The organism is Paenibacillus sp. EB106-06-01-XG199, assembly GCF_058791575.1.
In genome coordinates this window covers 68,940-91,305 of record NZ_JBYTDQ010000013.1, presented here as the reverse complement: position 1 = coordinate 91,305, position 22,366 = coordinate 68,940, and the positions used below count along the sequence as shown (strand labels likewise).

At 48.6% G+C, this 22,366-nt stretch carries 22 protein-coding genes; 16 read left to right on the top strand and 6 right to left on the bottom strand.

Annotated features, from left to right (window positions below):
* The first annotated feature begins 1 nt into the window (after nucleotide 1).
* Nucleotides 2-280, top strand: coding sequence for an STAS domain-containing protein (locus AC3WT9_RS30770; protein WP_341094319.1), 279 nt, complete (start codon nucleotides 2-4; stop codon nucleotides 278-280).
* A 63-nt stretch (nucleotides 281-343) separates the two neighbouring features.
* Here the strand turns inward: AC3WT9_RS30770 and AC3WT9_RS30765 are convergent, their stop codons facing one another.
* The 3 genes from AC3WT9_RS30765 to AC3WT9_RS30755 form a co-directional block, all read right to left on the bottom strand.
* Nucleotides 344-748 carry a CBS domain-containing protein gene (locus AC3WT9_RS30765; protein ID WP_038594172.1) on the bottom strand — a complete coding sequence of 135 codons (405 nt, stop codon included), beginning with the start codon at nucleotides 746-748 and terminating at the stop codon, nucleotides 344-346.
* A gap of 238 nt (nucleotides 749-986) precedes the next feature.
* Nucleotides 987-1,415, bottom strand: a complete 429-nt coding sequence (locus AC3WT9_RS30760) for a VOC family protein (RefSeq protein ID WP_341094317.1) — start codon at nucleotides 1,413-1,415, stop codon at nucleotides 987-989.
* Between the two features lie 176 nt (nucleotides 1,416-1,591).
* Complete coding sequence (locus AC3WT9_RS30755; protein WP_341094315.1) at nucleotides 1,592-2,506, bottom strand: TIM barrel protein; 915 nt, start codon at nucleotides 2,504-2,506, stop codon at nucleotides 1,592-1,594.
* A gap of 174 nt (nucleotides 2,507-2,680) precedes the next feature.
* On the opposite strand from AC3WT9_RS30755, the gene AC3WT9_RS30750 reads away from it, so the two are divergent.
* From AC3WT9_RS30750 to AC3WT9_RS30740, 3 genes are read left to right on the top strand one after another with little or no spacing between them, the layout of a single operon-like run.
* A complete protein-coding gene (locus AC3WT9_RS30750) occupies nucleotides 2,681-3,778 on the top strand; it encodes a winged helix DNA-binding domain-containing protein (protein WP_341379086.1) in 1,098 nt (365 codons plus the stop codon).
* Nucleotides 3,775-3,942 carry a heme-binding protein gene (locus tag AC3WT9_RS30745; RefSeq protein ID WP_341097719.1) on the top strand — a complete coding sequence of 56 codons (168 nt, stop codon included), beginning with the start codon at nucleotides 3,775-3,777 and terminating at the stop codon, nucleotides 3,940-3,942. Before AC3WT9_RS30750 ends, AC3WT9_RS30745 begins: the two co-directional genes overlap by 4 nt.
* A gap of 22 nt (nucleotides 3,943-3,964) precedes the next feature.
* Nucleotides 3,965-4,651: a cyclase family protein gene (locus AC3WT9_RS30740; RefSeq protein ID WP_341094311.1), complete on the top strand. Its 687-nt coding sequence runs from the start codon at nucleotides 3,965-3,967 to the stop codon at nucleotides 4,649-4,651.
* Between the two features lie 53 nt (nucleotides 4,652-4,704).
* Here AC3WT9_RS30740 and AC3WT9_RS30735 read toward each other — a convergent pair whose 3' ends face one another.
* Nucleotides 4,705-5,742, bottom strand: a complete 1,038-nt coding sequence (locus AC3WT9_RS30735) for an asparaginase (protein WP_341094310.1) — start codon at nucleotides 5,740-5,742, stop codon at nucleotides 4,705-4,707.
* A gap of 258 nt (nucleotides 5,743-6,000) precedes the next feature.
* On the opposite strand from AC3WT9_RS30735, the gene AC3WT9_RS30730 reads away from it, so the two are divergent.
* The 9 genes from AC3WT9_RS30730 to AC3WT9_RS30690 all read left to right on the top strand — a co-directional run bounded on the left by AC3WT9_RS30730 (nucleotide 6,001) and on the right by AC3WT9_RS30690 (nucleotide 15,815).
* Nucleotides 6,001-7,104 (top strand): sugar ABC transporter substrate-binding protein, encoded by a 1,104-nt coding sequence (locus AC3WT9_RS30730; protein WP_341094308.1) that lies wholly within the window; start codon nucleotides 6,001-6,003, stop codon nucleotides 7,102-7,104.
* Between the two features lie 96 nt (nucleotides 7,105-7,200).
* Nucleotides 7,201-8,721: an ATP-binding cassette domain-containing protein gene (locus AC3WT9_RS30725; protein ID WP_341379084.1), complete on the top strand. Its 1,521-nt coding sequence runs from the start codon at nucleotides 7,201-7,203 to the stop codon at nucleotides 8,719-8,721.
* Between the two features lie 11 nt (nucleotides 8,722-8,732).
* Nucleotides 8,733-9,908, top strand: coding sequence for a sugar ABC transporter permease (locus AC3WT9_RS30720; protein WP_038594145.1), 1,176 nt, complete (start codon nucleotides 8,733-8,735; stop codon nucleotides 9,906-9,908).
* A gap of 266 nt (nucleotides 9,909-10,174) precedes the next feature.
* On the top strand, nucleotides 10,175-11,041 hold the full coding sequence (locus tag AC3WT9_RS30715) for an MBL fold metallo-hydrolase (RefSeq protein ID WP_492408603.1): 867 nt from the start codon (nucleotides 10,175-10,177) through the stop codon (nucleotides 11,039-11,041).
* A 1-nt stretch (nucleotide 11,042) separates the two neighbouring features.
* Complete coding sequence (locus AC3WT9_RS30710) at nucleotides 11,043-11,885, top strand: GNAT family N-acetyltransferase (protein ID WP_341094305.1); 843 nt, start codon at nucleotides 11,043-11,045, stop codon at nucleotides 11,883-11,885.
* Nucleotides 11,886-12,123: 238 nt separating this feature from the next.
* Complete coding sequence (locus AC3WT9_RS30705; RefSeq protein ID WP_341094304.1) at nucleotides 12,124-12,936, top strand: alpha/beta hydrolase; 813 nt, start codon at nucleotides 12,124-12,126, stop codon at nucleotides 12,934-12,936.
* A gap of 106 nt (nucleotides 12,937-13,042) precedes the next feature.
* Nucleotides 13,043-13,897 (top strand): phosphotransferase, encoded by an 855-nt coding sequence (locus AC3WT9_RS30700; RefSeq protein WP_341379082.1) that lies wholly within the window; start codon nucleotides 13,043-13,045, stop codon nucleotides 13,895-13,897.
* 59 nt (nucleotides 13,898-13,956) lie between these two features.
* On the top strand, nucleotides 13,957-14,916 hold the full coding sequence (locus AC3WT9_RS30695) for an ATP-binding protein (RefSeq protein WP_341094300.1): 960 nt from the start codon (nucleotides 13,957-13,959) through the stop codon (nucleotides 14,914-14,916).
* A 26-nt stretch (nucleotides 14,917-14,942) separates the two neighbouring features.
* On the top strand, nucleotides 14,943-15,815 hold the full coding sequence (locus tag AC3WT9_RS30690) for a tetratricopeptide repeat protein (protein ID WP_341379081.1): 873 nt from the start codon (nucleotides 14,943-14,945) through the stop codon (nucleotides 15,813-15,815).
* An 80-nt stretch (nucleotides 15,816-15,895) separates the two neighbouring features.
* Here the strand turns inward: AC3WT9_RS30690 and AC3WT9_RS30685 are convergent, their stop codons facing one another.
* Nucleotides 15,896-16,651 carry a PIG-L deacetylase family protein gene (locus AC3WT9_RS30685; protein WP_341379080.1) on the bottom strand — a complete coding sequence of 252 codons (756 nt, stop codon included), beginning with the start codon at nucleotides 16,649-16,651 and terminating at the stop codon, nucleotides 15,896-15,898.
* Nucleotides 16,652-16,692: 41 nt separating this feature from the next.
* Nucleotides 16,693-18,030, bottom strand: a complete 1,338-nt coding sequence (locus AC3WT9_RS30680) for an MFS transporter (RefSeq protein ID WP_341094297.1) — start codon at nucleotides 18,028-18,030, stop codon at nucleotides 16,693-16,695.
* A gap of 269 nt (nucleotides 18,031-18,299) precedes the next feature.
* Between AC3WT9_RS30680 and AC3WT9_RS30675 the strand changes: the two genes are divergently transcribed.
* From AC3WT9_RS30675 to AC3WT9_RS30665, 3 genes are read left to right on the top strand one after another with little or no spacing between them, the layout of a single operon-like run.
* Nucleotides 18,300-19,889, top strand: coding sequence for a methyl-accepting chemotaxis protein (locus AC3WT9_RS30675; protein WP_341094296.1), 1,590 nt, complete (start codon nucleotides 18,300-18,302; stop codon nucleotides 19,887-19,889).
* Nucleotides 19,890-19,912: 23 nt separating this feature from the next.
* Nucleotides 19,913-20,338, top strand: a complete 426-nt coding sequence (locus tag AC3WT9_RS30670; protein WP_341094294.1) for a chemotaxis protein CheW — start codon at nucleotides 19,913-19,915, stop codon at nucleotides 20,336-20,338.
* A 17-nt stretch (nucleotides 20,339-20,355) separates the two neighbouring features.
* The gene (locus tag AC3WT9_RS30665; RefSeq protein ID WP_341094292.1) at nucleotides 20,356-22,344 is read left to right on the top strand and encodes a chemotaxis protein CheW; all 1,989 of its coding nucleotides are present in this window, start codon (nucleotides 20,356-20,358) and stop codon (nucleotides 22,342-22,344) included.
* Nucleotides 22,345-22,366 lie beyond the last annotated feature (22 nt).

The following is a 22,366-nucleotide window of genomic DNA, read 5'->3' as shown; positions in this document are numbered from 1 at the left end:
CATGAGCGAGATTATTATTGTAATGCCGGAGATGTTTTCCGTAGAAGAAGCAAGCAAGTTTAGAGAAGATATCCGCAGTTATATCAGCACTGGGTATTCAAGCTTTCTGCTTGACTTCGGCGGCTGCCGGTTCATCGACAGCACCGGGCTTGGGGTGATTGTCAGCTCTTATAAGAAATGCGTGGAGAATGGCGGCACGATCAGACTGCAATCCTTGAATTCAAATGTGTTGAAGATCTTTGAACTAACAAGACTTACCAATGTGTTTGAGATATTATAAGTAAAAATACAACCAAGGCCTCCCACCGCTTTCTGCGGGGGAGGCCTTGGTTGTATTCGCGAATTAATCAGTTATATTCCGGGTGTAATATTCAATGATATCCTTGCGGCGGATAATACCGAGGAAGACTCCGGCGCCATCGACGACAGGCACAAAGTTCTGGTCTGCGGCGAGTGTAAGCATATCCTCCATCTGGGCGTGAATTTCCACGCTTTCATTATGCACATGTCTCTGGATCTCGCTTACGGTAACCTCGCGCATATTCTCAAAGCCGAGGTCCGCTGTGTTCTTCAGCTTCCATAGCAAGTCGCCCTCTGATAAGGTTCCAACATATTTGCCTTCATCGTCAATGATGGGTATCGCAGAATAATAATGCTGTTCCAGCTGCTCCATAGCTTCCAGCATGGATATGGAGGAAGCAATAAATGCGACCTGATCTTTGGGCAGCAAAAAAGAGGATATTTCCATAGGTTCGACTCCTTTACAGTGGAATAAATGCGTAGCGGTAGTTTAATTAAACCATAGTTTAGTATGTAAACGCATTAATAAAAAGATTTTTAACTTCTCTCGAACCTGTAACAACCGTCTCAGCTTGTTTTTTATTTCAAGAAATGAGATTTCTTGCCCACAAAAAAAGAATAGAGAACCCTGCGGAAAACGAGCGGGATTCTATATTCTCTGTTTTATATATCAAGATGCATTATTCTTACTTACCTGCTTCGCCATTCTCGTGGCTGATCTGCCATTCAATGCCGAATTTATCTTTCAGGCTGCCGTAACATTTGCTCCAGAAGGTCTCCTGCAGCTCCATGACTACCGTTCCGCCTTCTTTCAACTGATGGAACCAGGATTTGAGCTGCTCTTCATCGGGGGATACCAGAGCAAGGCTGATATTGTTCCCCACCGTAAAAGGCATGCCCGGAAACACATCAGAGAACATTACATTGCTGCCGTCAATGTTTAATCTGGAGTGCATGACCAAGGATTTGGCTTCTTCAGGAAGCGGATACTCGGGGTTTGGCGGCGAATCTCCAAAGGTCATGATCTGTGGAGCCTCTGTACCAAACACCGCAGCATAATATTCTACAGCTTCACGGCAGTTCCCATTGAAATTCAAATACACATCAACAGACACATGCTTCACTCCTCAAATGTTAAATTAAGCCAAGCGCATACTTCCATATTGTATCATGGCCTTGTCCATAGAAAAATATTCTTTCGGGTCTCTATTACAAGCTGCAATGAACAAATACAATGAAAACCTTAAAATTTATGTCAATTCAGGTAATATTGCGCATGGAGAGTTGACCATCAGAATGAAATGTTCCCGCTGTCCGGCTGCGCTGCTCCGTTCAGGATTCCGTCAACCCATAAATAACAGCGTTTCAATTGTTCCTCTGAAATAAGGTCGGAGCGGTGCTCGAACATGATTTTTACGTCACTGTTCTCCTCACGGATAATCCGCAAATAATCCTCGATTGGTGCCCAGCCGTCTTGCGGGCTTAATTCCGGAAGAACCGGATAGTGGCTGTTGTGCACGCTGTCATTCACCTGAACATTGGAGAGGTGGATCAGACCTGCATAGCGGGTAAACTTTCTCAGGATGGCTCTGGCGTCAAAATACGGGTCGAGCTGGTCCTGCAGAAATAACCTCGCAGTATCCAGGCAGAGCTTAATCCGGGGGTACCGGATCAATAATTGCTCGAAAAAATCGTGGTCGTAAATATATCTGTTTAATGTATCAAATTCCAATACGGGGACAAATTGATACTGAAGGCTCTGTGCATTCAGCCATTCAAAGAGTTGCTCGCTGCGCATTATCAGCTCTTCCAGCGTGATTTCAGATTCATAGATAAACTCCCGGGAATCTCCAAACCGCCATCCTGTCCAATTCACACGTTCATCCAGAATCACAGGTTTCGGATAATGAAATAGAATATATTCCGGCTGAAGGGCTGTCAGAACATCCAGCTCTTCCCGGACATGCTGATAGGCATCCTCACGCACCTGCCCGTCTGTGGAGAGGAATAGGGGATCGCGTAGCCTGGTGGTGTCAGCCCGAAACGGAAAATGTACGCCAACCTGAAATCCTTTGCTGCGGGATTCTTCGATTAAATGCTGCATATCTTCTGCGGTGGTGAATGAACAAGCCTCTATTCCATAGAATCCGTTTCTAAAGTCTTTATGGTATTTCTCGTAATCAAACCCTCCATATTGTCCAATCATAAACTGCTGCAGTGTAACCGCCTCGCTTTAAAGTCACTTTTTGGTATTAACTTCGCTGGACAACTTCCAATTTCCTGCCTGGGCCGTAGTATTTCGGATAGACAATTAACCGGCCCGTTCAATATACTAGGGGAGAGAAAGGGTTTCAAAAGGTTTTAGCAAAGGAGAATAGAAGTGACTAACAAGCGGATTGCCGGCCTTCGGCTCTTGAACCAGCACATCAGCAGTCCCGCGTTCCACCAGCCGGAACAGGTCGTAAGGGCACTAGGTGCGCTGCAGGCACAGGACTATATGCAGGCGGTCTGGGCTATCGGCTTGCGCACAGCATCGGCGGGATTGGCCGATGTGGAGCGGGCCGTCACGGAACGGGAAATTCTTCTGACCTGGTCACTTCGCGGGACCATTCATTGTGTACCACCTCAAGATGTGAAGTGGATGCTTCAGCTATGCGCTCCACGGCTGCTGCGGGCGGCAAAACGCAGGCTGGAACAATTGGAGCTGGACGATAAGACTTTGGAGCGCTCCAGAAGGATCATCTATCATGCCTTAAAAGGAGGGCGGTGTGTTACGCGCCCTGATCTGCTTCGGCTGCTGGAGGATGAGGGGATCAGCACTGCCAGCCAACGGGGCTACCATATCCTGTGGCACTGCGCGTATAACGCATTAATTTGTTTTGGGCCTCTGCACGGCAAGCAGCAAACCTTTGTCCTGCTGGATGAATGGGTGACCGGGTCCAGGGAGCTGTCCTTCGATGAGTCACTCGCTGAGCTTGCCCTGCGGTATTTTACGACCCACGGGCCTGCAACCGTACATGATTTTGCCTGGTGGACAGGCATGACGCTTACGGATGCCAGAGCAGGACTGGACGCGGTGAGCAACGAGCTTATAAGCGAAGTTATAGAATCCGGTGAGTACTGGATGCCGAATACACCGGTTGAAGGAACAGAGACCGGTAAATCTTCCGGTGTCTATCTGCTTCCGGGCTTCGATGAGTATATTCTGGGCTACAAGGACCGCAGTGCGGTCCTTGAGCCGGAGACCGCTCCGCTAATTGTTCCCGGCAACAACGGTGTATTTATGCCGACGATTGTATGGGATGGACAGGTCATCGGGATATGGAAACGTACCCTCAAGAAAAAAGGTGCCGAGCTGATAGTATACCCCTTTAGATCCTTGGACGGCGTCCTTAAAGAACAGTTGGAACAGGCTGCCGGACGTTATGCCGCTTTTCTGGGACTCCCGCTCACCAAGCTTGATATGAAAGAAATATAAGCCGAAAACCGCTGGAGTATGCCGCCGAAGGCGGATGTCTCCCTTTGCTGATCCGGGGCGTCGGTCCGATCGGAACGATTTCCGTCTCCGGCCTGTCTGGCGGAGAAGACCACGGGATGATTGACAGTGTACTGGAGCAATTTCTGAAATCCAATCAGTCATAACTAAACTACAGGAGCAGCTAATATGCCAAAATACGTCGAAATCGGTTATCCAATTTATGAAGGAATGCCTGTTTTTCCAGGATTGCCAGAAGTGAAATTAGAGCCTAGAGAGCGCTTAGACAAAGGGGATGACTGGAACGGAAGTGTGTTAAGTATTTATCTTCATGCCGGTACCCATGTCGATGCCCCGTGGCATCACATGAATAACGGTAAGGGAATAGATGCTATTCCGATAGAAGACTTCATCTACCGGAAGCCGCTACTAATTGATTGCCCGCTTGGCCCGAACGGCTTTATCACCGTCGAAAAACTAAAGGAATATGAAGAATTGAATGAAGCGGATCTTCTGATTTTCAACACGAGTCACTGGAAATACCGGGATACTGATTTCGGGAAATACGCCAATAATTTCCCCGCCGTCTCTACTGAAGCCGCTGAATACATCCGGACGAAGCTGCCAAACTGCAAAGCGGTGGCTATTGATACCTTGAGCATTGAAAATATGAGTGAAGCCAAAAGAAACGGTTATTTTGTCCACCATGCCTTCTTAGATCATGAAAAGTATAAAGAGAAGACTATGCTCATTTATGAAGACATTAATCCAGCGCCGTTGGTTGGCAAAAAGCTAATTTCTGCCTTCACAGCTCCACTTCGCATTAAAAACCACGATGCATCTATCGTTAACATTATCGTTGAAATTGAAGAATAAGTCCTACAACAAACCGCCCGTGGACAATCCACGGGCGGTTTGTTGTTTAACTCTCAGTACTCATTGAACATTGTGGCAATTTCATCGTACTGTACAGTTTGCGTCAGTGCCAGCGACAGCAGAATTCTCGCTTTCTGCGGCACTAGGCTGTTGCAGGGAATCGAATTGGCGGAAAGGTCAATGTAAGAGTCCTTCAGCGTAATTCCACTGGAGATCCGCGAGCAGCGGACGACTGGAATGTTGTTGTTCTTAAGTTTCCCGACTTTATCAATCCACGGTTTGCTGTATATTCCTCCGCCCGCTCCCGCAATTACAATTCCTTTGGAGATCGTAGCCAGGTAATCGAGTATGCCCGGATCGGCATCGACGTGGAAATAAGCGACTGACACTTCAGGCAATCCACTCAGAGCCGATACGTCGAACTGTGCTGCAGTGGTATGTCTTTTAAGGGATCTTGTATAGAAGAAAGCCTGACTGTCGCGCATGTAGCCCAGGCAGCCGAAATCCCGCTCGTCAAAGGCGTTGGCTTTAAAGGTATTCACCTTCTGCACATCTCTGCCGCTGTAGATCCCCTCTGCAAAAACAACCATAACCCCTTGACCGGAAGCGTCCGGATTCGCTGCCAACGCCACCGACTGGAACAGGTTCAGAGGGCCATCTGCGCTGATCGCAGTTGCAGGCCGCATTGATCCGGTAATAATCACCGGCTTGTCGGTTTTGATGACCAGGTTCAGGAAATAAGAGGTTTCATCAAGGGTATCGGTTCCGTGGGTAATGACGAATCCGTGAATATCCTCGCGGAGGGCAAGGGTGTTGATCAATGTAGCCAACGTCAGCCAATGGTCGCTGGTAATGTCGGCACTGCAAAGGTTGCTGACCTGTACTCCGGCGCAATTTGCGATCCGCTCCAGATGGGGGACACTGTCCAGCAGGTCTTGTATCGGCAGGGCGCCGGGTTCGTAATTCAATGTTTTGTGGGCTTCCCCACTTCCGGCAATGGTGCCGCCGGTAGCCAGAATGACCACATTTTTAAGCACGGGATTATAGTAAGGGGAAGTGTCAAAATTCACTTCAGGGATTGGAATAATCATCTCTTCGTTTCCTTTCAGGTCAATCTATTATGTGAGAAAGCTAATGTTATGCCATTAACAAGTCAATAGAATTGTATCAAACCTTTCCTATAATAAATAGCCATGTGCAGTATTTTATGATGAAAATAATGTGCTGGACCGTGATGTGAGGATATTCAAGAAACAAAGGAGAATTTTCTATTCCGGGAGGATACCACCAATGATAACATCATGTTGTAAACAACAGCACCAGCCAAATACAGGGAGGGGTTTTTTAGAATGAAAAAGTCTTTGAGAGCGATACCACTATTGCTTGTAGCCATGATGCTTGCAGTGCTGGTATCCGCTTGCGGTAACGGTGCAGGCGGTAAGGTGGATGTAGGCATCGTGCTGCCGACTAAAGATGAGCCAAGATGGGTGCAGGATGAGCAAAGATTTAAGGATGCATTAAAAGACACAAAATATACTTCAGAGATTTTGTTCAGCCAAGGTTCTTCTGCTAAAGAAAAAGAAAACGTAGAAGCCTTGATTGCAAAAGACATTAAAGTCCTGATCATTTGTCCGCAAGACGGTGATGCCGCCGCTGCAGCAGCTGAGGCCGCTCAAAAAGCAGGCATCAAGGTTATTGCCTATGACCGCCTGATTAACAACACGGATGCCGTTAACTACTATGTAACTTTTGACAGTATCGCAGTAGGTAAAGCACAAGCCCAATACCTGGTGGATCATGCCAAAGGCAAAGGCCAGCCATTGTATTTGTACGCGGGTGCAGCTTCGGATAACAACGCATTTTTGTTCTTTGAAGGCGCTTGGTCTGTGCTTCAGCCGAAGATTGCTGACGGCACATTCACCATCGCCAACTCCAGTGAAGCTGTTGCTCTGAAGGATAAAGCAGAGCTGACCCGTGAGGAACGCAGCAAAATCATCAGCCAGGTGACAACAAACTGGGATGCCAACGAAGCCAAGAACAAAGCGCAAACTCACTTGACCGCTGCAAGCGCTGATCAAAAGGGTGATGTGGCCATCCTTGCTCCAAATGACGGCACAGCCCGTTCCATTGCTGACGTATTCGCTTCGGATTCCGCAGTGACCAGCTTCATCATTTCCGGCCAGGATGCTGAGAAGGCTTCTATCCAATACGTCATTGACGGCAAACAATCAATGACTGTGTTCAAGGATGTGCGCAACCTCGTTAAAGATGCAATCAACATGGGGGTTTCCATTCTCGACGGCAAAACGCCTGAAACAACCGGCTCCTACGATAACGGCAAGATTGAAGTACAAGCGAAGCAAACCGATGTTCAAGTCGTTGACAAGGACAATGTCAAAGCAGCACTCATTGATTCAAAATATTACGAAGCAAGCGAGTTCACGGGACTGTAAACGCACCTGAACATAGTTTAGACGGAATAGTGATAGATACATCTATCACTATTCCTCTATTCTAAGACTTGTTTTGTGAAGGAGCACAAGCTAATTATGAATCCATATATTTTAGAAATGAATAATATTTCCAAGGAATTCACCGGCTTAAAGGCACTCTCGAATGTCAATTTCAAAGTTAGCAAAGGCGAGATTCACTGTCTGGTCGGCGAGAACGGTGCCGGCAAGTCCACACTCATGAAGGTGCTTAGCGGGGTGTATCCGCATGGAACATATTCAGGGGATATTGTCTATGAAGGCAACGTGCAGAGCTTTGGCAGAATTAGCGACAGCGTCAGAACCGGGATCGCAATTATTTATCAGGAGTTAGCCCTGTTTCCGGATCTGACCGTATATGAGAATATTTTTGCCGGGAACGAAGTGAAGAAAGGCGCAATCGTTGATTGGAATCAGACGATTGTCAAAGCGAAGGAAATGCTGAAGAAAGTGAATCTTAACGTCAATCCTGAAGTACTGATTAAGGATTTGGGTGTCGGCAAGCAGCAGCTGGTCGAAATCGCCAAGGCGCTCAGTAAGGATGTGAAGCTGCTTATTCTCGATGAACCAACAGCCGCACTTAATGAAGATGACAGTGAGAACTTGCTGGAACTGTTGAGAGAACTGAAGAAACAAGGAATTACCAGCATCATGATCTCCCATAAATTGAAGGAAGTTATTGCTATAGCCGATCATGTCACCGTGCTACGCGATGGACGGACGATATGCACGCTTGATGCTGCCAAGAATGAAATATCGGAAAGTGTAATTATCAAGAACATGGTCGGCCGTGACATCGATGATATCTATCCTAAACGGAATACTGAGCATTTCGGAAATGATGTGCTGGAGGTCAAGAACTGGACGGCATTTGACCCCAAGCTGGGCCGGGATGTGGTCAAGGATGTGAACATCCACGTGAAAAAGGGCGAGATCGTCGGTATCGCCGGGCTGATGGGCTCAGGCCGGACGGAATTGGCACAAAGCATCTTCGGCAATCCGAAATCCTATAAAATACATGGCGACTTATATATGAACGGCGCCAAAAAAATATTTAAGAACACCAAAGACGCAATCAATGCGGGAATCGCCTATGTGACGGAAGACCGGAAAGGCGACGGCTTATTTTTGATTCAGGATATCAAGCAAAATATTTCAGTCTCCAATCTTGAGGCCATTTCTTCGCAGGGGATGATCAATACCAATGAAGAGGTGAAGATTTCGAACGAATATAAAAAATCAATGAATATCAAAGCCCCGTCTGTTGAACAGCTGGTCGGTAATTTAAGCGGCGGCAATCAGCAGAAAGTTTCCCTTGGCAAATGGCTGTTTGTAGGACCGACCCTGCTCATTCTGGACGAACCTACACGCGGTATTGACGTCGGAGCGAAATTCGAAATTTATACGATTATGAACAAGCTGATCAGCGAGGGTATGAGCATCATCATGATTTCCTCGGAGCTGCCTGAAGTGCTTGGAATGAGTGACCGCGTGTATGTCATGGCCGAGGGCAAAATCAAAGGCGAGCTGTCCGCCAAGGACGCAGATCAAGAAAAAATAATGAAACTTGCTACGCAATAGGAGGAAGACCCGTGAAATTATTTAACGAAGCGAAATCATTGATCAAGGTTAATATCCGGGATTATGGGATGTACATTGCTTTATTCGTCATTATGCTGACTTTTTCGATCATGACGGATGGACTGTTTATGTCTTCTCGGAATATAAGCAACTTGATTGATGCCACTGGCTACATTGCTGTTCTGGCTGTCGGAATGACACTGGTCATTGTGATCCGGCATATCGATTTATCCGTCGGTTTTGCAGCCGGGTTCCTGGGGGCAATTGCCGCCATCTTCTTAACGCAGGCAGGAGTTCCGGTCTATTTCACCATTCCGCTTATTTTGATCATGGGGATTATTGTTGGTCTCTTTAACGGTTTCCTGGTTGCACAGATGGGCATTCCTTCTTTTGTGGCTTCTCTGGCAGCGATGCTGATTTTCAGAGGTGCGCTGCTCCGCGTAACGGAGAAGACAGGAACCATTATCGTGAAGGATGAGCATTTCAATGCAATTGGCAATGGCTTTATCCCGGCTATCGCCAAGGTTGGCAATTTGAATCTGCTGTCGCTGATTATCGGCGCACTCATTATCGTCCTGTTCATTTACTTTGAATTCTCCAAACGGAACAATAAGCTCAAATACAACTTCGAAGTATTGTCAAACGGCATGTTTACCGTTAAGCTGGTCTTCGTGTCCGCGATCATTGCTTACATCACTTGGATTCTCGCAGGTTACAACGGCTTCTCGTGGACAGTAGTCATCGTAATGATCGTCGTTGTCATCTATCACATTCTGACGACCTCCACTGTAATCGGGCGTCATATCTACGCAGTCGGAAGCAACCCGGAAGCCGCAAATCTAAGCGGGATCAGCGTTAAGAAAATTACGTACATTGTATTCTGCTCCATGGGACTCTTGTCTGCACTGTCGGGGATTCTGTTCACTTCCCGCCTGCAGTCGGCGACTACCACAGCAGGAACGCTGTTTGAACTGGATGCTATTGCGGCTGCTTATGTTGGCGGTGTATCCGCTGCCGGCGGGGTAGGTAAGGTTACCGGTTCCATTATCGGTGCGGTCGTTATGGCTTCACTTTCCAGCGGCATGAACCTGCTAGGCGTTGGTATTTCCTATCAGTACATGATCCGTGGCGGCGTGCTGGCCGCAGCTGTAATCTTTGATGTAATGACACGCAAGCAAAGAGCATAGTTCAAGACAGAACTCACTGGTTAAAAAAGCGGCGGAGTGCTAAGAGGCACTCCGCTGCTTTTTGTGCTAATAAATGATTACTCCAAGCTTCCCATAATATAGTATAATGTCTGATAAATCTGTGATCGCTCACTGAAGAAAGGCATGAGAGATTCGCACCATTATAGGTAGATATAGAGGAGGTCAAGCATACGAACCCTTATATTACATTGCAGCAGGTGGCGGAAGGTGTCTGGGCCGCTATTGTTATTCCCGGAAGTGGAGCTTTGGGGAACGCGTCGATCATAGATCTGGGCGATGTAACAGTAGTTGTAGACACCTTCAGTCTTCCGCAGGCAGCCGAGTTCCTGCGTTCTGCGGCAGAGCAGCTTACGGGTAAGCCAGTGAAATACATAGTCAATACGCATTATCATGGAGATCATCATTATGGCAATCAGGTATTTGCCGGCAGCATCATTATCTCCACAGCACTCACCCGGGAGGTGCTGATTCAAGGCGGGGCTCCAGAACTGAATATTTGGCAGAGCGGTCTGCAAAATCAAATTGAAATGCTGGAACAAGGGAAAAAGGCTGCGGCAGATCCCCGGCTCCGCGGCGCACTCGGTTATGAAATTGCCGACAAGACTGCGCTGCTGGCGGCAACGCCTATGATCCATAGAGTGACAGCATCCGTTACTTTCTCGCAGCAACTGATCATTCACGGCTCGGCCCGTTCGATTACTCTGCTCACCTATGGCGGCGGGCATACGGAAAGCGATGCGATGGTGTATATCGAAGACGCCAAGGTGCTGATTGCCGGTGATCTTATCTTAAGCCACTCCCACCCGGCGATGTTGAGCGGCTTTCCGGTTGCCTGGATTGAGATCCTGGAACGGATTGATCGCGAGATTGATGTCAATCTGGTTATTCCCGGGCATGGCGGGGTCACCGGCAGGGAAAGCCTTGCAGAGATGATAAGTTACCTTACTGATATCCAGGCTTACGCGGAAAACGCTGCCCAGAGTGGAGAATCCGCAGATCGCTGGCTGGAGAAGGGGATACCGGCACCTTATGATCATTGGATGATGTCCCATGTATATGAATGGAATTTCCGCTGGCTTTTCAATCGACTACTTACAGAAGGGAGAGGATAACATGTTACAACTTGAAAACAAGGATTATTTCAAGGGTTTGCCGCTGCTCGATCATGTGAATATTAACACAATGTTTGCACGGGCAGTGCTTGAGCAGCTTGTTCCCGGCAGCGTTTATGTAGATGCTGTGCACAATCCCCGTGCCTTCTATGTGGTGCATTCATATGGTATGTCTTTATTGTTTGGAGAGGCCGGCAACGAGGCGTTTACACGGGGACTTCATGATTATATGACTAATCTAGCAGGAATGAGACAGAGTGCGGAGTGGCTGCAAAGTGATCCGGCAGGAGAGTGGACTCCTATCCTTGATTCTATTTTATCTATTCATAACAGCTCTCTGATAAATAGCGGTATGTCATCCCTGGAGAATAATTCCAGGGCCATTGAGCGGAATACAAGAGTGAACTTCTGCTTCAACCGAGAAGCCTACTTGGATGCTAAGGCGCTGCTTCCGCGACCTGACGGCATTATCATGCGTACGACCAGAGAACAGTTCCTGGCTCAGAGCGGAGCGGTCGTTCCCCGTTTTTTTTGGCGGGATGAGGAGCATTTTGCTGCCCAAGGGATGGGCTACACTTTAGTTTCAGGCGGAGAAGCTGCCGCTACCTCTTTTGCGTCTTGCCGCACTGCGGGCCAGCTGGAGATCGGAATCGAAACGGCGGAGAATCACCGCGGAAAAGGCTGCGCACTTGCTGTATGCTCAGCACTGATCGATTATTGTCTGGAGCATAATCTGGAGCCGGTATGGGCTTGTCGTTTGGAAAATCAAGGTTCATATTATTTGGCGCAAAAGCTGGGCTTTAGGCCGACAGTTACTCTGCCATATTACCGGCTGGCTGTGTAATCCTGTAAGGGCAGGCGTATTAGACAAGCATTTCCTAAAGAGACACATTGTAGTGTCTCTTTTTGTTGAACGCATTTTGAATATCCGGCCGTAGCGATTGACCGGATGCTGGAAGAGCGGTTATTGATGTTTTCAGCACATTGTCCAAGCCCGAAGCAGGATAGAGTCCATGGATACCCGGGTGTGTATCCTTTATAATCTCCAATAATGAGAATGGTTATCATTAGGAGGAAGTGTAATGAGTAAAGAACTTGAACGGAGTTATCCGCACCGTGGTTGCGAAGAGCATGTTCTCTACGCAGGTGAGCGGAATCTGGAGTACCGGATCCTTATCTCCCATCCTTCCGGGGAAGCGCCGCCGGAGGGCTACCCGGTCATCTACGCACTCGACGGGAATGCCGTATTTCATACGCTGGCAGAGTCCGCGCGCTTGCAGACACGCAAACCGCATGGCTATGATCCTGTTGTGATTGTAGCCATCGGTTATCCCTCCAGCGAACCCTTTGACATGACCCGCCGTTGCTATGATTTCACGATGCCTGCGGAGTTAGAATCACTGCCGAAGCGGCCAGACGGCAGTGATTGGCCTGAACATGGAGGCGCGGACAGCTTCCTCGATTTGCTGCAGAATGAGATCATGCCGTTGATCTCCGGGCTGTTTCCTGTGGATAGCCTGCGCCAGTCACTGTTCGGACATTCGCTGGGCGGCCTGCTCGTCCTGCATGCCCTGTTCACACGGCCGCAACTGTTCACCCATTACGCTGCCGGCAGCCCTTCGGTCTGGTGGGGCGGTTATTCCCTGCTGGTTGAGCAGGAGCGGTTCTCCGCCATGTACCCTGGGCTGAAACTACAGCGGAAACTGCTGATCACCATTGGCGCAGAAGAGCTGGATCATATGGTTGAGGATGCCGAGAAGCTGCCGGTTCTGCTCGCCCCGCTTGCTGCAGAAGGCTTGCAGGTCAGCCTCGTCAAATTCCCGCAAGAGGGCCATGTTACGGTACTGCCCGCAGCGCTCAGCCGTCTGCTGAGATTCGCTCTGGAATTACAATAAGAAGCCCAATAAGTGCAAAGTCTGAATAGATCCAAACTATACCTATCTCTTGTGGATCACCCGTCCCTATAATAGAGAATAGGTATAAAATTGGAGGCGGATTAGAATGACATTGCGACCTGATATCCAGGCGATAGTTGATACACTTCAGGACCTGGGAGTGATTGAACAGAACAGTCAAGTCAACGAGGAAATGAAAGGAACGACCGAAGGTCTCGTATACATTCTGACCGTCAATAAGGAAAAGAAATATGTGCTGAAGGTAGACACGCCGCAGAGCAATTCCTGCGCCGAACTGCTGCTGGCAGCGTATCCCGGGAGTTCACTGCTGCCTAAACTGCTGTATACCGATCCGCATGGGAACTACATTCTGTATACCTATACTGCCGGTACAACTCATTATAACCGCGGTGCCAAGATAGATTGGCTGACAGGCATCGTAACCGGTCTTCTGAACCATTATGAAACCTCATCTGCGCCACAATGGGGACGCCTGGAAATGCCGCGGGATTCATGGGCTGAGTTCAATAGAATCAGTTTAGAAGAGGCACGCTCCAATGTGGGGGATATATTGCCTGCGGAGGATTATGATAAAGTACAATCCTTGTCCGGCAGAATCTCCGGCGCGGAGGACAAGTATCTTTTGCATGGCGATACAGGTGTTCATAATTTTGTATTTCAGGATCACAGCCTGGTGGGCGTCATAGACCCTTCGCCGATGGTTGGACCACTCATCTATGACTTCACTTATGCTTTCTGTTCCTCACCGGATGACTTGAATAGGGTCACCTTGTTTAAGGCGTTTGACCAGCTCAAGCAGAAGGCAATAGGACATTCCAGATTGATAGAAGAGGTAGTTTTCCAGCTGTATTGCCGGATTGGCATCTGTGCCAGAGTCCATCCGCAGGACTTGAAGGACTATTTGACCGCTTGGGAGCACTGGAGAACACATCTGGTGTAACAACAAATCCTATTAAAATATGGTAAACTGATCTCATTAACCATAGGGGTGAGAGATGAATGTCCGATGATCATGATGAGCTATTGGAACAAAGGCGCAAGCGGCTGAAACTCATTCAATTCAGTAAAGAGGATCAAACGCTTATCGAGTCAGAGAAACCTAAGGAAACCTTCGCCGATGTAGGCGGTCTGGAAGAAGTGAAGAAGAAGATCAGGATGAACTTTATTCTGCCGCTGAAGCAGCCGGAGCTGTTCAAAGCTTACGGCAAAGAAGCGGGCGGCAGCCTGCTTCTGTTCGGGCCTCCAGGCTGCGGCAAAACCTTTCTGGCACGGGCGGTAGCCGGTGAGATTGAAGCGAATTTTATGCATATCGAGCTGCAAGCCATCCTGGCGATGTATGTGGGCCAAAGTGAGAACAACCTGCATAATATTTTTGAGAAAGCCAGAGAGAACAAACCGTGCGTCATCTTCATCGACGAATTGGACGCGATGGGCGGCAGCCGCCATCAGATGCGCCAGCATCATGACCGGATGCTGGTGAATCAGCTGCTGCTGGAGCTGGATGGTCTGCAAGCCGAGAATGAGAATGTGTTTGTCATCGGTGCCACCAATACACCCTGGTATCTCGATTCCGCACTGCGGCGTCCGGGCCGCTTCAACCACCTGGTGTTTGTCCCGCCGCCGGAGGAGTCCGAACGTGAGACTATTCTGGGCCTGAAGATGGCCGGAAAACCTGCTCTAGCCTTGAATCTGCCCAAGATTGCAGCAGATACAAAGTTCTTCTCGGGTGCCGATCTGGAGCAGGTGGTGAGCGATGCCATAGAATCTGCGATGGAGCGCACCTTTGAGACTGGAGAGATCCAGCCGATTACAAATGATGACCTGAAGAAAGCAGCGAAGTCCCGGAAGGCTACGACACTGGAATGGTTCTCAACCGCGAAGAATTATGCGACCTTCAGCGATGTCAACCGGGACTACCAGATCGTATTGGACTATGCCAAGAAACACGGAATTAAATAGCGGGATGAGTGACGGAGGCGCTGACAGTGGAGAATCAATTTATGCAAAATACCCTTCAAGCGGTACATCAGCTCATCGAGTGGAAACGTTACAAGGAAGCTCTGACAGAAGCAGAGCAGGCACTGCGGGAAGAGCCGGAGGATCCGGATGTTTTTGCACTGATTGCCCATATTTATAATCTCATGGATAATTATGAAAAGGCGCTGTATTGGGCGAACGAGGCACTGATCCGGGAACCGGAGCAGACGTTGGCCTGGTATGTGCGCGTCAGTGTCTACTACGAAACGGACAACGAGAAAGCGCTGAATGAGAATCTGCAGGAAGCGATGCGGATTGATCCTTATGAAGCTCATTACTTTTTTCTGAAGGCTAATCTTCTAAACAAGAAGCAGAAATACAAAGAGTCGAGGGAGCTTTTGCGGCTTGCATTGGAACTAAGACCGGAGAGTCCGCTGTATTTGGCTACATTAAGCTATACAGAGGCACTGCTGGGCAATATGAAAGAGTCAGCCGAGCTTGACCGTCAAGCGGTTCAATATGGAGCCGAAATGCCATATGTGATGTTATATTTGGGATGGGCGGCGGGCGACCGCGGGGATTACAAGCTTAAAGAAACATACATGAAAAATGCGGTACGCCTAAGCCCTGACGATAAGCAGATTCAGAGCGAATTTCTGGAGGCACTCCAGCAGCAGCACAAGCTGCTACGGATTTTTTTATGGCCTACCCGGCTGGTGCGCAGAATGAAGCGTTGGCAGATTATTCTGGCCTGGTTCATCATTTGGATTTTGTTCAGGCCGTTCGTGCTTCTGTTTATTGTATTGTATGTACTGACGCATTGGGTGACCAAAGCCATTGTACATGTGCAAGTGTTTGGCTGGAGACGAAGGGGCATGTGATAGTCCTGAGCCCGAATGTAAAAAGACACCAACGCTTCGTTGGTGTCTTTTTACATTTATCGCGCTGAACCCTCCTGACCTCAGATCCGTTTCGCATCCACGAAGCAATGCATGTGCAGCGGAGACAACACCTTCAGCCCTTCCCCCATTTCGAAATCTTTATCCCGGGCCAACTGCCGGCCTTTCTCTGCAAAGTAGAGCCGGTATAGGGCCAGAATTTCATCACTGAACTGGCTGCGGTGCCGGGCCATTGCAGCAAATTTCTGCTCGAAAGTTCCGGTGATGTCAATGACCGTGTTCGGCTCTGACGAGAAATAAAACCCGATGGCCTGCGGCTGCCACGGTTTGGTTGAAGTGCCTTTGGGATAACGGGCAAGTCCTGCTAGGAGAAAGGCCTGTGCCGTTGCCTTACCAACAACGATATGATCGTGATGCGCTTCATAGGCCAGCCACGGATCGGGGCAGAAGAGGGCGTCGGGTTGTACGGTTCGAATGATTTCGGCGATTTCCCCGGCTAATGAAGGCACATGATCCAGTGTGCCATCTCCATGCTGCAGCTGATGAAACTCCGTAGCGCCCAGCATTCTCCCCGCTGCCTCCAGCTCAACTCGCCGGATCTTGGCAATCTCTTCATGCGACAGCTGCTCATCTTCTGCCCCGAGGTCACCATTCGTTACGGTCAGGTAGTGGATTTCACAGCCTTTTTCCGCGAAGCTGGCAATAATGCCGCCCATTCCGACTTCATTGTCGTCCGGATGGGGTTGAATACATAATATTTTGCGGCATCCCGTGAGTTCGGGAGGGGCCATAAGGGTATGCAATGCAGATGAATCCATATCCATTCACTCCTTATTCATATTGTATGAGATTCAGACGATTATAAAGCTCGGGAAAATTCCAAATCGGACAATATACGATCTCTTTGCTTGTCGCTAATATTATAGAACAGGATAGGGATAATGGCAGCGACAAAACAAAGCGCCGGCAGGATGAACATCACAAAGCTGAGCCCATGCTGGAGACCCGGGGTTACCGGCTGGTTCTCAACATAGTTCATGAAGCCAAGGCTTGTACCGATGATGATTCTGGAGACAGCTCCGCTAAATTTAGTGATGAATGTATTCGTTGAAAAAACAATACCCTCCCCCCGGAAGCCCAGCTTCCATTCGGAATAGTCAATCGTATCCAGCAGCATGGATGTGCTCACAATAATGGTCATCCCTGAAAAAAAGAAGCTGATCCCGAAGAAGACAAGTGCAAACATCCTATTCTCGTCCCCAAACAGATAGGGAATAACACAGGATAAGCTGCCCAGAAGGCAAGAGGCGATAAACATCTTTTTCTTGGAAAACAACCTCAGCAATTTCGGAGTGGCTATCATTCCCAGCAGCATCCCTACAACAAGACTGATCCCCACCTGAGTGACATACACCGCATCCCCCCAGACATAAATCACATAATACAATTGAATGCTCTGCCTGATGCCGTTAATCAAATTGATAATCAGCAGTGAGGCGAGCAGGGCCAGCAAAGGCTTATTTTTGTAAATCGTCTGCAGATTTGTCTTGAAGGAAATCTTGTCGGGCGAAGGGGCTACTCTTTCTTTGGAGGTTAATCCAGTGAGAAAAATAGAGACCGCCGCAACAGCAGCTACGAGGATTGCGGAATAAAGGTAAGCATTCGTGTTTCTCTCGCCGCCGAAAGCAAGCAGCAGCTGGATGCCACCAATGGTAACGGCTACGGCTCCGAGGGTACCGCCAATTTTCCCTAAGGTAACTACCAGCGTCCGTTCATCCGGGTTTTTGGAGATTACAGAGGATAATGCCCAAAGCGGCGTATCACATACGGTATACAACATACCCCATAACAGATAGGAGATGGAGGCGATTACTAACGTCAGTGTGGGGGAACCTCCGAAATCCCAGAAACATAGAATCGTAGCAGCCGCGATAAGGAACGGGGCGAACAGCAGATAGGGTCTGAATTTCCCCCATCTTGTGCGGGTCTTGTCTGTAATCATCCCCATTACCGGATCAAGACAGGCATCGACTATGCTGGCTACCACCAGAATTAGACTGGCTGTGGTAGCAGGTATGCCCAATAAATCGGTGTAAAAGAACAAAATGTACATCGACATAAAGCTGTATAGAATATTCTGGCCCAGCAATCCCCCGGAGAAAAAAATCTTTTCTTTGACGGGTACTTTATTTCCCATGAGAGCTCCCTCATTTCCGCTGAAGTTAAAGGTGATTATAGTGTATATCTGGTTGGATATGTATATTGTAATAATGTTTGCGCAAATAACGATTCCGTATATTTCGTAATTGAAGGGATTTTTTTTTGGCAATGCAAAAATAAACTATTCAGAAATCGACGAAATTTGTCGAAATATATCTATGCTGTCCGGGAGGCGTGCTGGGAGATTGCGTAATTGCACAGCTAAATACCGGGCACACACAAAGATCGTATCCAGGGGGAGTACTCATGAAGTGGTTCAGTAACATGAAAACAGCAAAGAAAATCATCTCAGCTTTTCTGCTAGTCGCTGTGATTTTGGCGGGATTCGGTATCTATTCGATATCGACGCTGCGGGGGATGAATAAAAACACAAATGAAATGTACAACAACAATTTGATTTCCGTAAGGGATCTATCTGCAGCACAAATCAATTATATGAATTTACGTTTATATTTGCGGAATATGAGTACAGAGAGCGGAGCTGAAGCTAAGGCTAAGATCAAGACCGAAATTGCTGCAGCCCGTGAGAGTATCGAACAAAAAATCGATACTTTCCGTACGGTAGCCAATACCACGAAGGAGCAGGAACTGCTGCGGACGTTCGATATCGAATACCCATCCTATCTAAAGCTTTATGAGCAGGGCATGTCCATCGCAGAGAATGAGGGTATGACAGCATTTAACGAATTTAATAAAACAGTTCTGAGCCTGCAGTCAGAAAAGGTTGCAGTAACATTGACGGAGCTGGTTACTTTCAATGCAAGCTTGGCAGAAGCCACCAACCATCGTTCGGAACAAACCTATAACACCTCACTGGTTGTTACTATAGCCGTGGTAGTCGCTGCGGTCATTATCAGCATCATTATTGGTACTTTCATTGCACGCTCAATTTCTAGACCTTTACGGCAGATGCTTAGTCTCGCTTCCGCGGTGGCTGACGGAGATCTGACGCAACAAGCGGAGGTTTCCTCCAAGGATGAAGTGGGTCAATTAGCATCTGCACTCAACCGGATGGTGACTAGCTTAAAGGAATTAATCAATAGTATCGTGATGAATTCGCAAAGTGTTGCCGCTTCCTCCGAGGAGATTTCAGCAAGCACACAGGAAATTTCCAGCACCAGCACCAGCCAGTCGGCTGCGGCAGCCAACATCACTGAACTCTTCAGAGAACTGTCGCTTGCCATTAACTCTGTGGCTGTTAGTGCAGAAGAAGCAGCAGAGCTCTCTAATGATACGGTCAGAACTGCCCGTGAAGGCGGACATGTGGTTGAGACATCCCTTCAGGGAATGCAGGCTGTGAATCATAAGATGACTCAGCTGGAAGATGACTCCAGTAAGATTGGCGATATTATTGAGGTCATTGACGATATCGCCGAGCAAACGAACCTGCTTGCGTTGAACGCAGCCATTGAAGCAGCCCGTGCCGGAGAACAGGGCCGCGGCTTTGCCGTTGTAGCCGATGAGGTCCGTAAGCTGGCGGAACGAAGCAGCGAGGCGACCAAGGAAATTACGAAGATTATTAAAGCGATGCAGGAAAATACGAAGCAAAGTGTCCGGGCCGTGTCCGAAAGTGTGGAGCAATCTTCGATGACCAGCCAGGCTTTTGAGCAAATTATCGCGATGGTGAATAACTCCGCGCTTAAAGTGAATGAAATTGCTGCGGCTTGCGAAGAAGAGTCTGCACAGGCTGCAGAGGTTATGAGTTCGGTAGAAGCAATCTCGGCTTCTAGTGAGGAGTCCGCCGCTGCTTCTGAAGAGACTGCAGCTACCTGCCAGTCTTTGGCTCAGCTCTCTGAAGAATTGGCCATTTCTGCTGCCGCATTCAAAACCCACTAATTTTACAGACTGAAGGTGACAATATGTCCACGCTGCAGAAGGAACAATATATTGAACTCGCCGTGGGTGCCGAGACCTGTGCGATCCGTATCGAAGAGATTCATGAAATCATTAAGATGCTGAGCATCACGGATATACCGTTCACCAGGAATGAAGTTAAGGGCGTGGTGAACCTCCGGGGCAAAGTAGTCTGTGTCATGAGCCTGCGCAATCTGCTTGGTATGTCGGATGAGCCCTATACAAGAGAAACCCGGATTATCGTAGTCCGTTGCCGGGATGAATTCGTAGGCTTGATCGTAGATAAAGTGAACAAAGTGACTACCTACGGAGAAATTCATCCGCCTACTGGAGGGCATAGCCGAAGTAGAGAAGGTGTTTTTCATGGCATTGGACAACAGGGAGACCAGCTTATTGGAATCTTGAAGCTCGAGGAAATATTGGGCGGATAGAAAGGAGAATATAAATAATGATGGAGCTGTCTGCCTACCGAGATATTTTCATAGAAGAGCTGAACGACCAGTTGGAGCGGATGGACCAGTCCCTGTTGACCCTTGAGCAATCTCCTTCGTCCGAGCTGATCCAAGTTCTGTTCCGGGCCGCCCATACGATCAAGGGCTCTTCTTCAACGATGGCCTTCCGGGAAATGAGTGATTTGACCCATGAAGTGGAGTATGCGCTGGAATGGGTACGTGAGAAAAAACCGGAAATCACCGCAATTCTGATTGATACACTCTTTAGCGCACTGGATGCCATGAAGAAGCTGCGCAGCCAATATATCAGCGGGGAAGCTTATGATGACTGCAGTTCTGTGGTTTCGGAGATTAAAGCGCTGATTAACAAACCTGCAGAGCAAGAGCCGGTCCGCCCGCCTGTGTTAAGTGCCGCTGAGAGTCTTAAAGTAGAGGAAGCCACTGCCGCCGGGGAACAGATACTGATGATCGGCGTTTCGCTGAAAGAGGATTGCCAGATGAAGGCAGCACGCCATTTCATCCTGTTGCAGCGGATCGAAGATGTCTGCGGATCGGTTATTGCTGCTTCACTTTCACCAGGTGAAGTTGTAAATAAAGATGAAGACAGCCGTTACGGCAGATTCGCTGTAGTGGTTGCAACATCGAAAGAGCCGCAGCTGATCCAGTCACAGCTGGAGGGGGATTCAGATGTGCAAACTCTGGCGATTACTCCATTCGAATCGGGAGAAGCTGCTGGCGGAGAGATAATAACTAAAGAAGTGCCGGCAAATATGCCACAGTCCGGGCCTCCGGCAGAAGAACGGGTCAAAGGTAATCAGCCGACGGTCCGGGTCAGTGTGGAACGGCTCGATCATCTGATGAATCTGGTCGGTGAATTGCTGATAGACCAGACCTCACTAGCGGATCTGAAGACGGCCGGCATCCGCAATGACCCTGCTAAAGCGCTGCAGAGCATCAGTGGCGTATCCGATCATATGGGCAGTGTCATTAAGGAATTGCAGGAAGGCGTGATGAAGACACGCATGCTGCCTATAGACCAGCTGTTCAGCCGGTTCCCGCGTATGGTCAGAGACCTGGCGCAAAAGCTCGGAAAGGATATAGAGCTGGTGGTACAGGGCGGCGAAACTGAGCTGGACCGGATGATTATCGAGGAATTGAGCGATCCCTTGATCCACTTAATCCGCAACAGTGCAGACCACGGAATCGAAAGCCACGAAGTGCGTGCGTCAAAAGGCAAACCGGCGAAGGGGCGCATTACCTTGTCCTCCTTCCATGAAGAGAATAATGTAGTGATTTCCCTGGCAGACGACGGTCAGGGCATTGATGCCGGGAATATCAAGGCTTCCGCGCTTCGCAAAGGCATCATTACAGAGGATCAGGCTGCACATTTGACGCCGCTTCAAGCGCTTCATCTCATTTTCGAGCCTGGCTTCTCGACGGCATCCGAGGTGAGTGATGTATCCGGACGTGGGGTGGGAATGGATATTGTCCGCAGCCAAATTGGAAGGTTGAACGGAATCATTGATATTGATACAGAGCCGGGTCAAGGGACGACATTCACAATCAGGCTTCCGCTCACCTTGGCGATCATCAAGGGGTTGCTGGTCAAGGTGTCAGGCCGGGTATTGATTCTCCCCATGTACAACATTGCTGAAATTGTTCGTATTCACCCGGAAGAGATTCAGACGATCCAAGGGGAGCAGGCGATAATTAACCATGGACGGATTGTGCCGTTCTCCTGGCTGCGGGACAAGCTGCATTATCCGCGTGTTGAGCGCAGTTCCAAAACGATCTCGATTGTCATTGTCAGGTCAGTCGACAAAATTTCTGCCTTTGCGGTGGATGAAATCTTGGGCAATCAGGAAGTGGTCATCAAAACGCTCGGCACCATGCTCGGGACCTTGAACCATCTATCCGGAGCGACCATTCTGGGGAACGGACGGGTGGCTATCATCTTGGATGCTTCCTACCTCGTAAGCCATTAATTTATGATGTAAGAGTGCTTTA

Coding starts and splice junctions, on each gene's coding strand:
- AC3WT9_RS30725 (WP_341379084.1), top strand. CDS start 7,201: ATGAATCCATATATTTTAGAAATGAATAATATTTCCAAGGAATTCACC.
- AC3WT9_RS30670 (WP_341094294.1), top strand. CDS start 19,913: ATGTCCACGCTGCAGAAGGAACAATATATTGAACTCGCCGTGGGTGCC.
- AC3WT9_RS30740 (WP_341094311.1), top strand. CDS start 3,965: ATGCCAAAATACGTCGAAATCGGTTATCCAATTTATGAAGGAATGCCT.
- AC3WT9_RS30710 (WP_341094305.1), top strand. CDS start 11,043: ATGTTACAACTTGAAAACAAGGATTATTTCAAGGGTTTGCCGCTGCTC.
- AC3WT9_RS30685 (WP_341379080.1), bottom strand. CDS start 16,651: ATGGATTCATCTGCATTGCATACCCTTATGGCCCCTCCCGAACTCACG.
- AC3WT9_RS30730 (WP_341094308.1), top strand. CDS start 6,001: ATGAAAAAGTCTTTGAGAGCGATACCACTATTGCTTGTAGCCATGATG.
- AC3WT9_RS30770 (WP_341094319.1), top strand. CDS start 2: ATGAGCGAGATTATTATTGTAATGCCGGAGATGTTTTCCGTAGAAGAA.
- AC3WT9_RS30695 (WP_341094300.1), top strand. CDS start 13,957: ATGTCCGATGATCATGATGAGCTATTGGAACAAAGGCGCAAGCGGCTG.
- AC3WT9_RS30680 (WP_341094297.1), bottom strand. CDS start 18,030: ATGGGAAATAAAGTACCCGTCAAAGAAAAGATTTTTTTCTCCGGGGGA.
- AC3WT9_RS30765 (WP_038594172.1), bottom strand. CDS start 748: ATGGAAATATCCTCTTTTTTGCTGCCCAAAGATCAGGTCGCATTTATT.
- AC3WT9_RS30665 (WP_341094292.1), top strand. CDS start 20,356: ATGATGGAGCTGTCTGCCTACCGAGATATTTTCATAGAAGAGCTGAAC.
- AC3WT9_RS30675 (WP_341094296.1), top strand. CDS start 18,300: ATGAAGTGGTTCAGTAACATGAAAACAGCAAAGAAAATCATCTCAGCT.
- AC3WT9_RS30700 (WP_341379082.1), top strand. CDS start 13,043: ATGACATTGCGACCTGATATCCAGGCGATAGTTGATACACTTCAGGAC.
- AC3WT9_RS30755 (WP_341094315.1), bottom strand. CDS start 2,506: ATGATTGGACAATATGGAGGGTTTGATTACGAGAAATACCATAAAGAC.
- AC3WT9_RS30705 (WP_341094304.1), top strand. CDS start 12,124: ATGAGTAAAGAACTTGAACGGAGTTATCCGCACCGTGGTTGCGAAGAG.
- AC3WT9_RS30735 (WP_341094310.1), bottom strand. CDS start 5,742: ATGATTATTCCAATCCCTGAAGTGAATTTTGACACTTCCCCTTACTAT.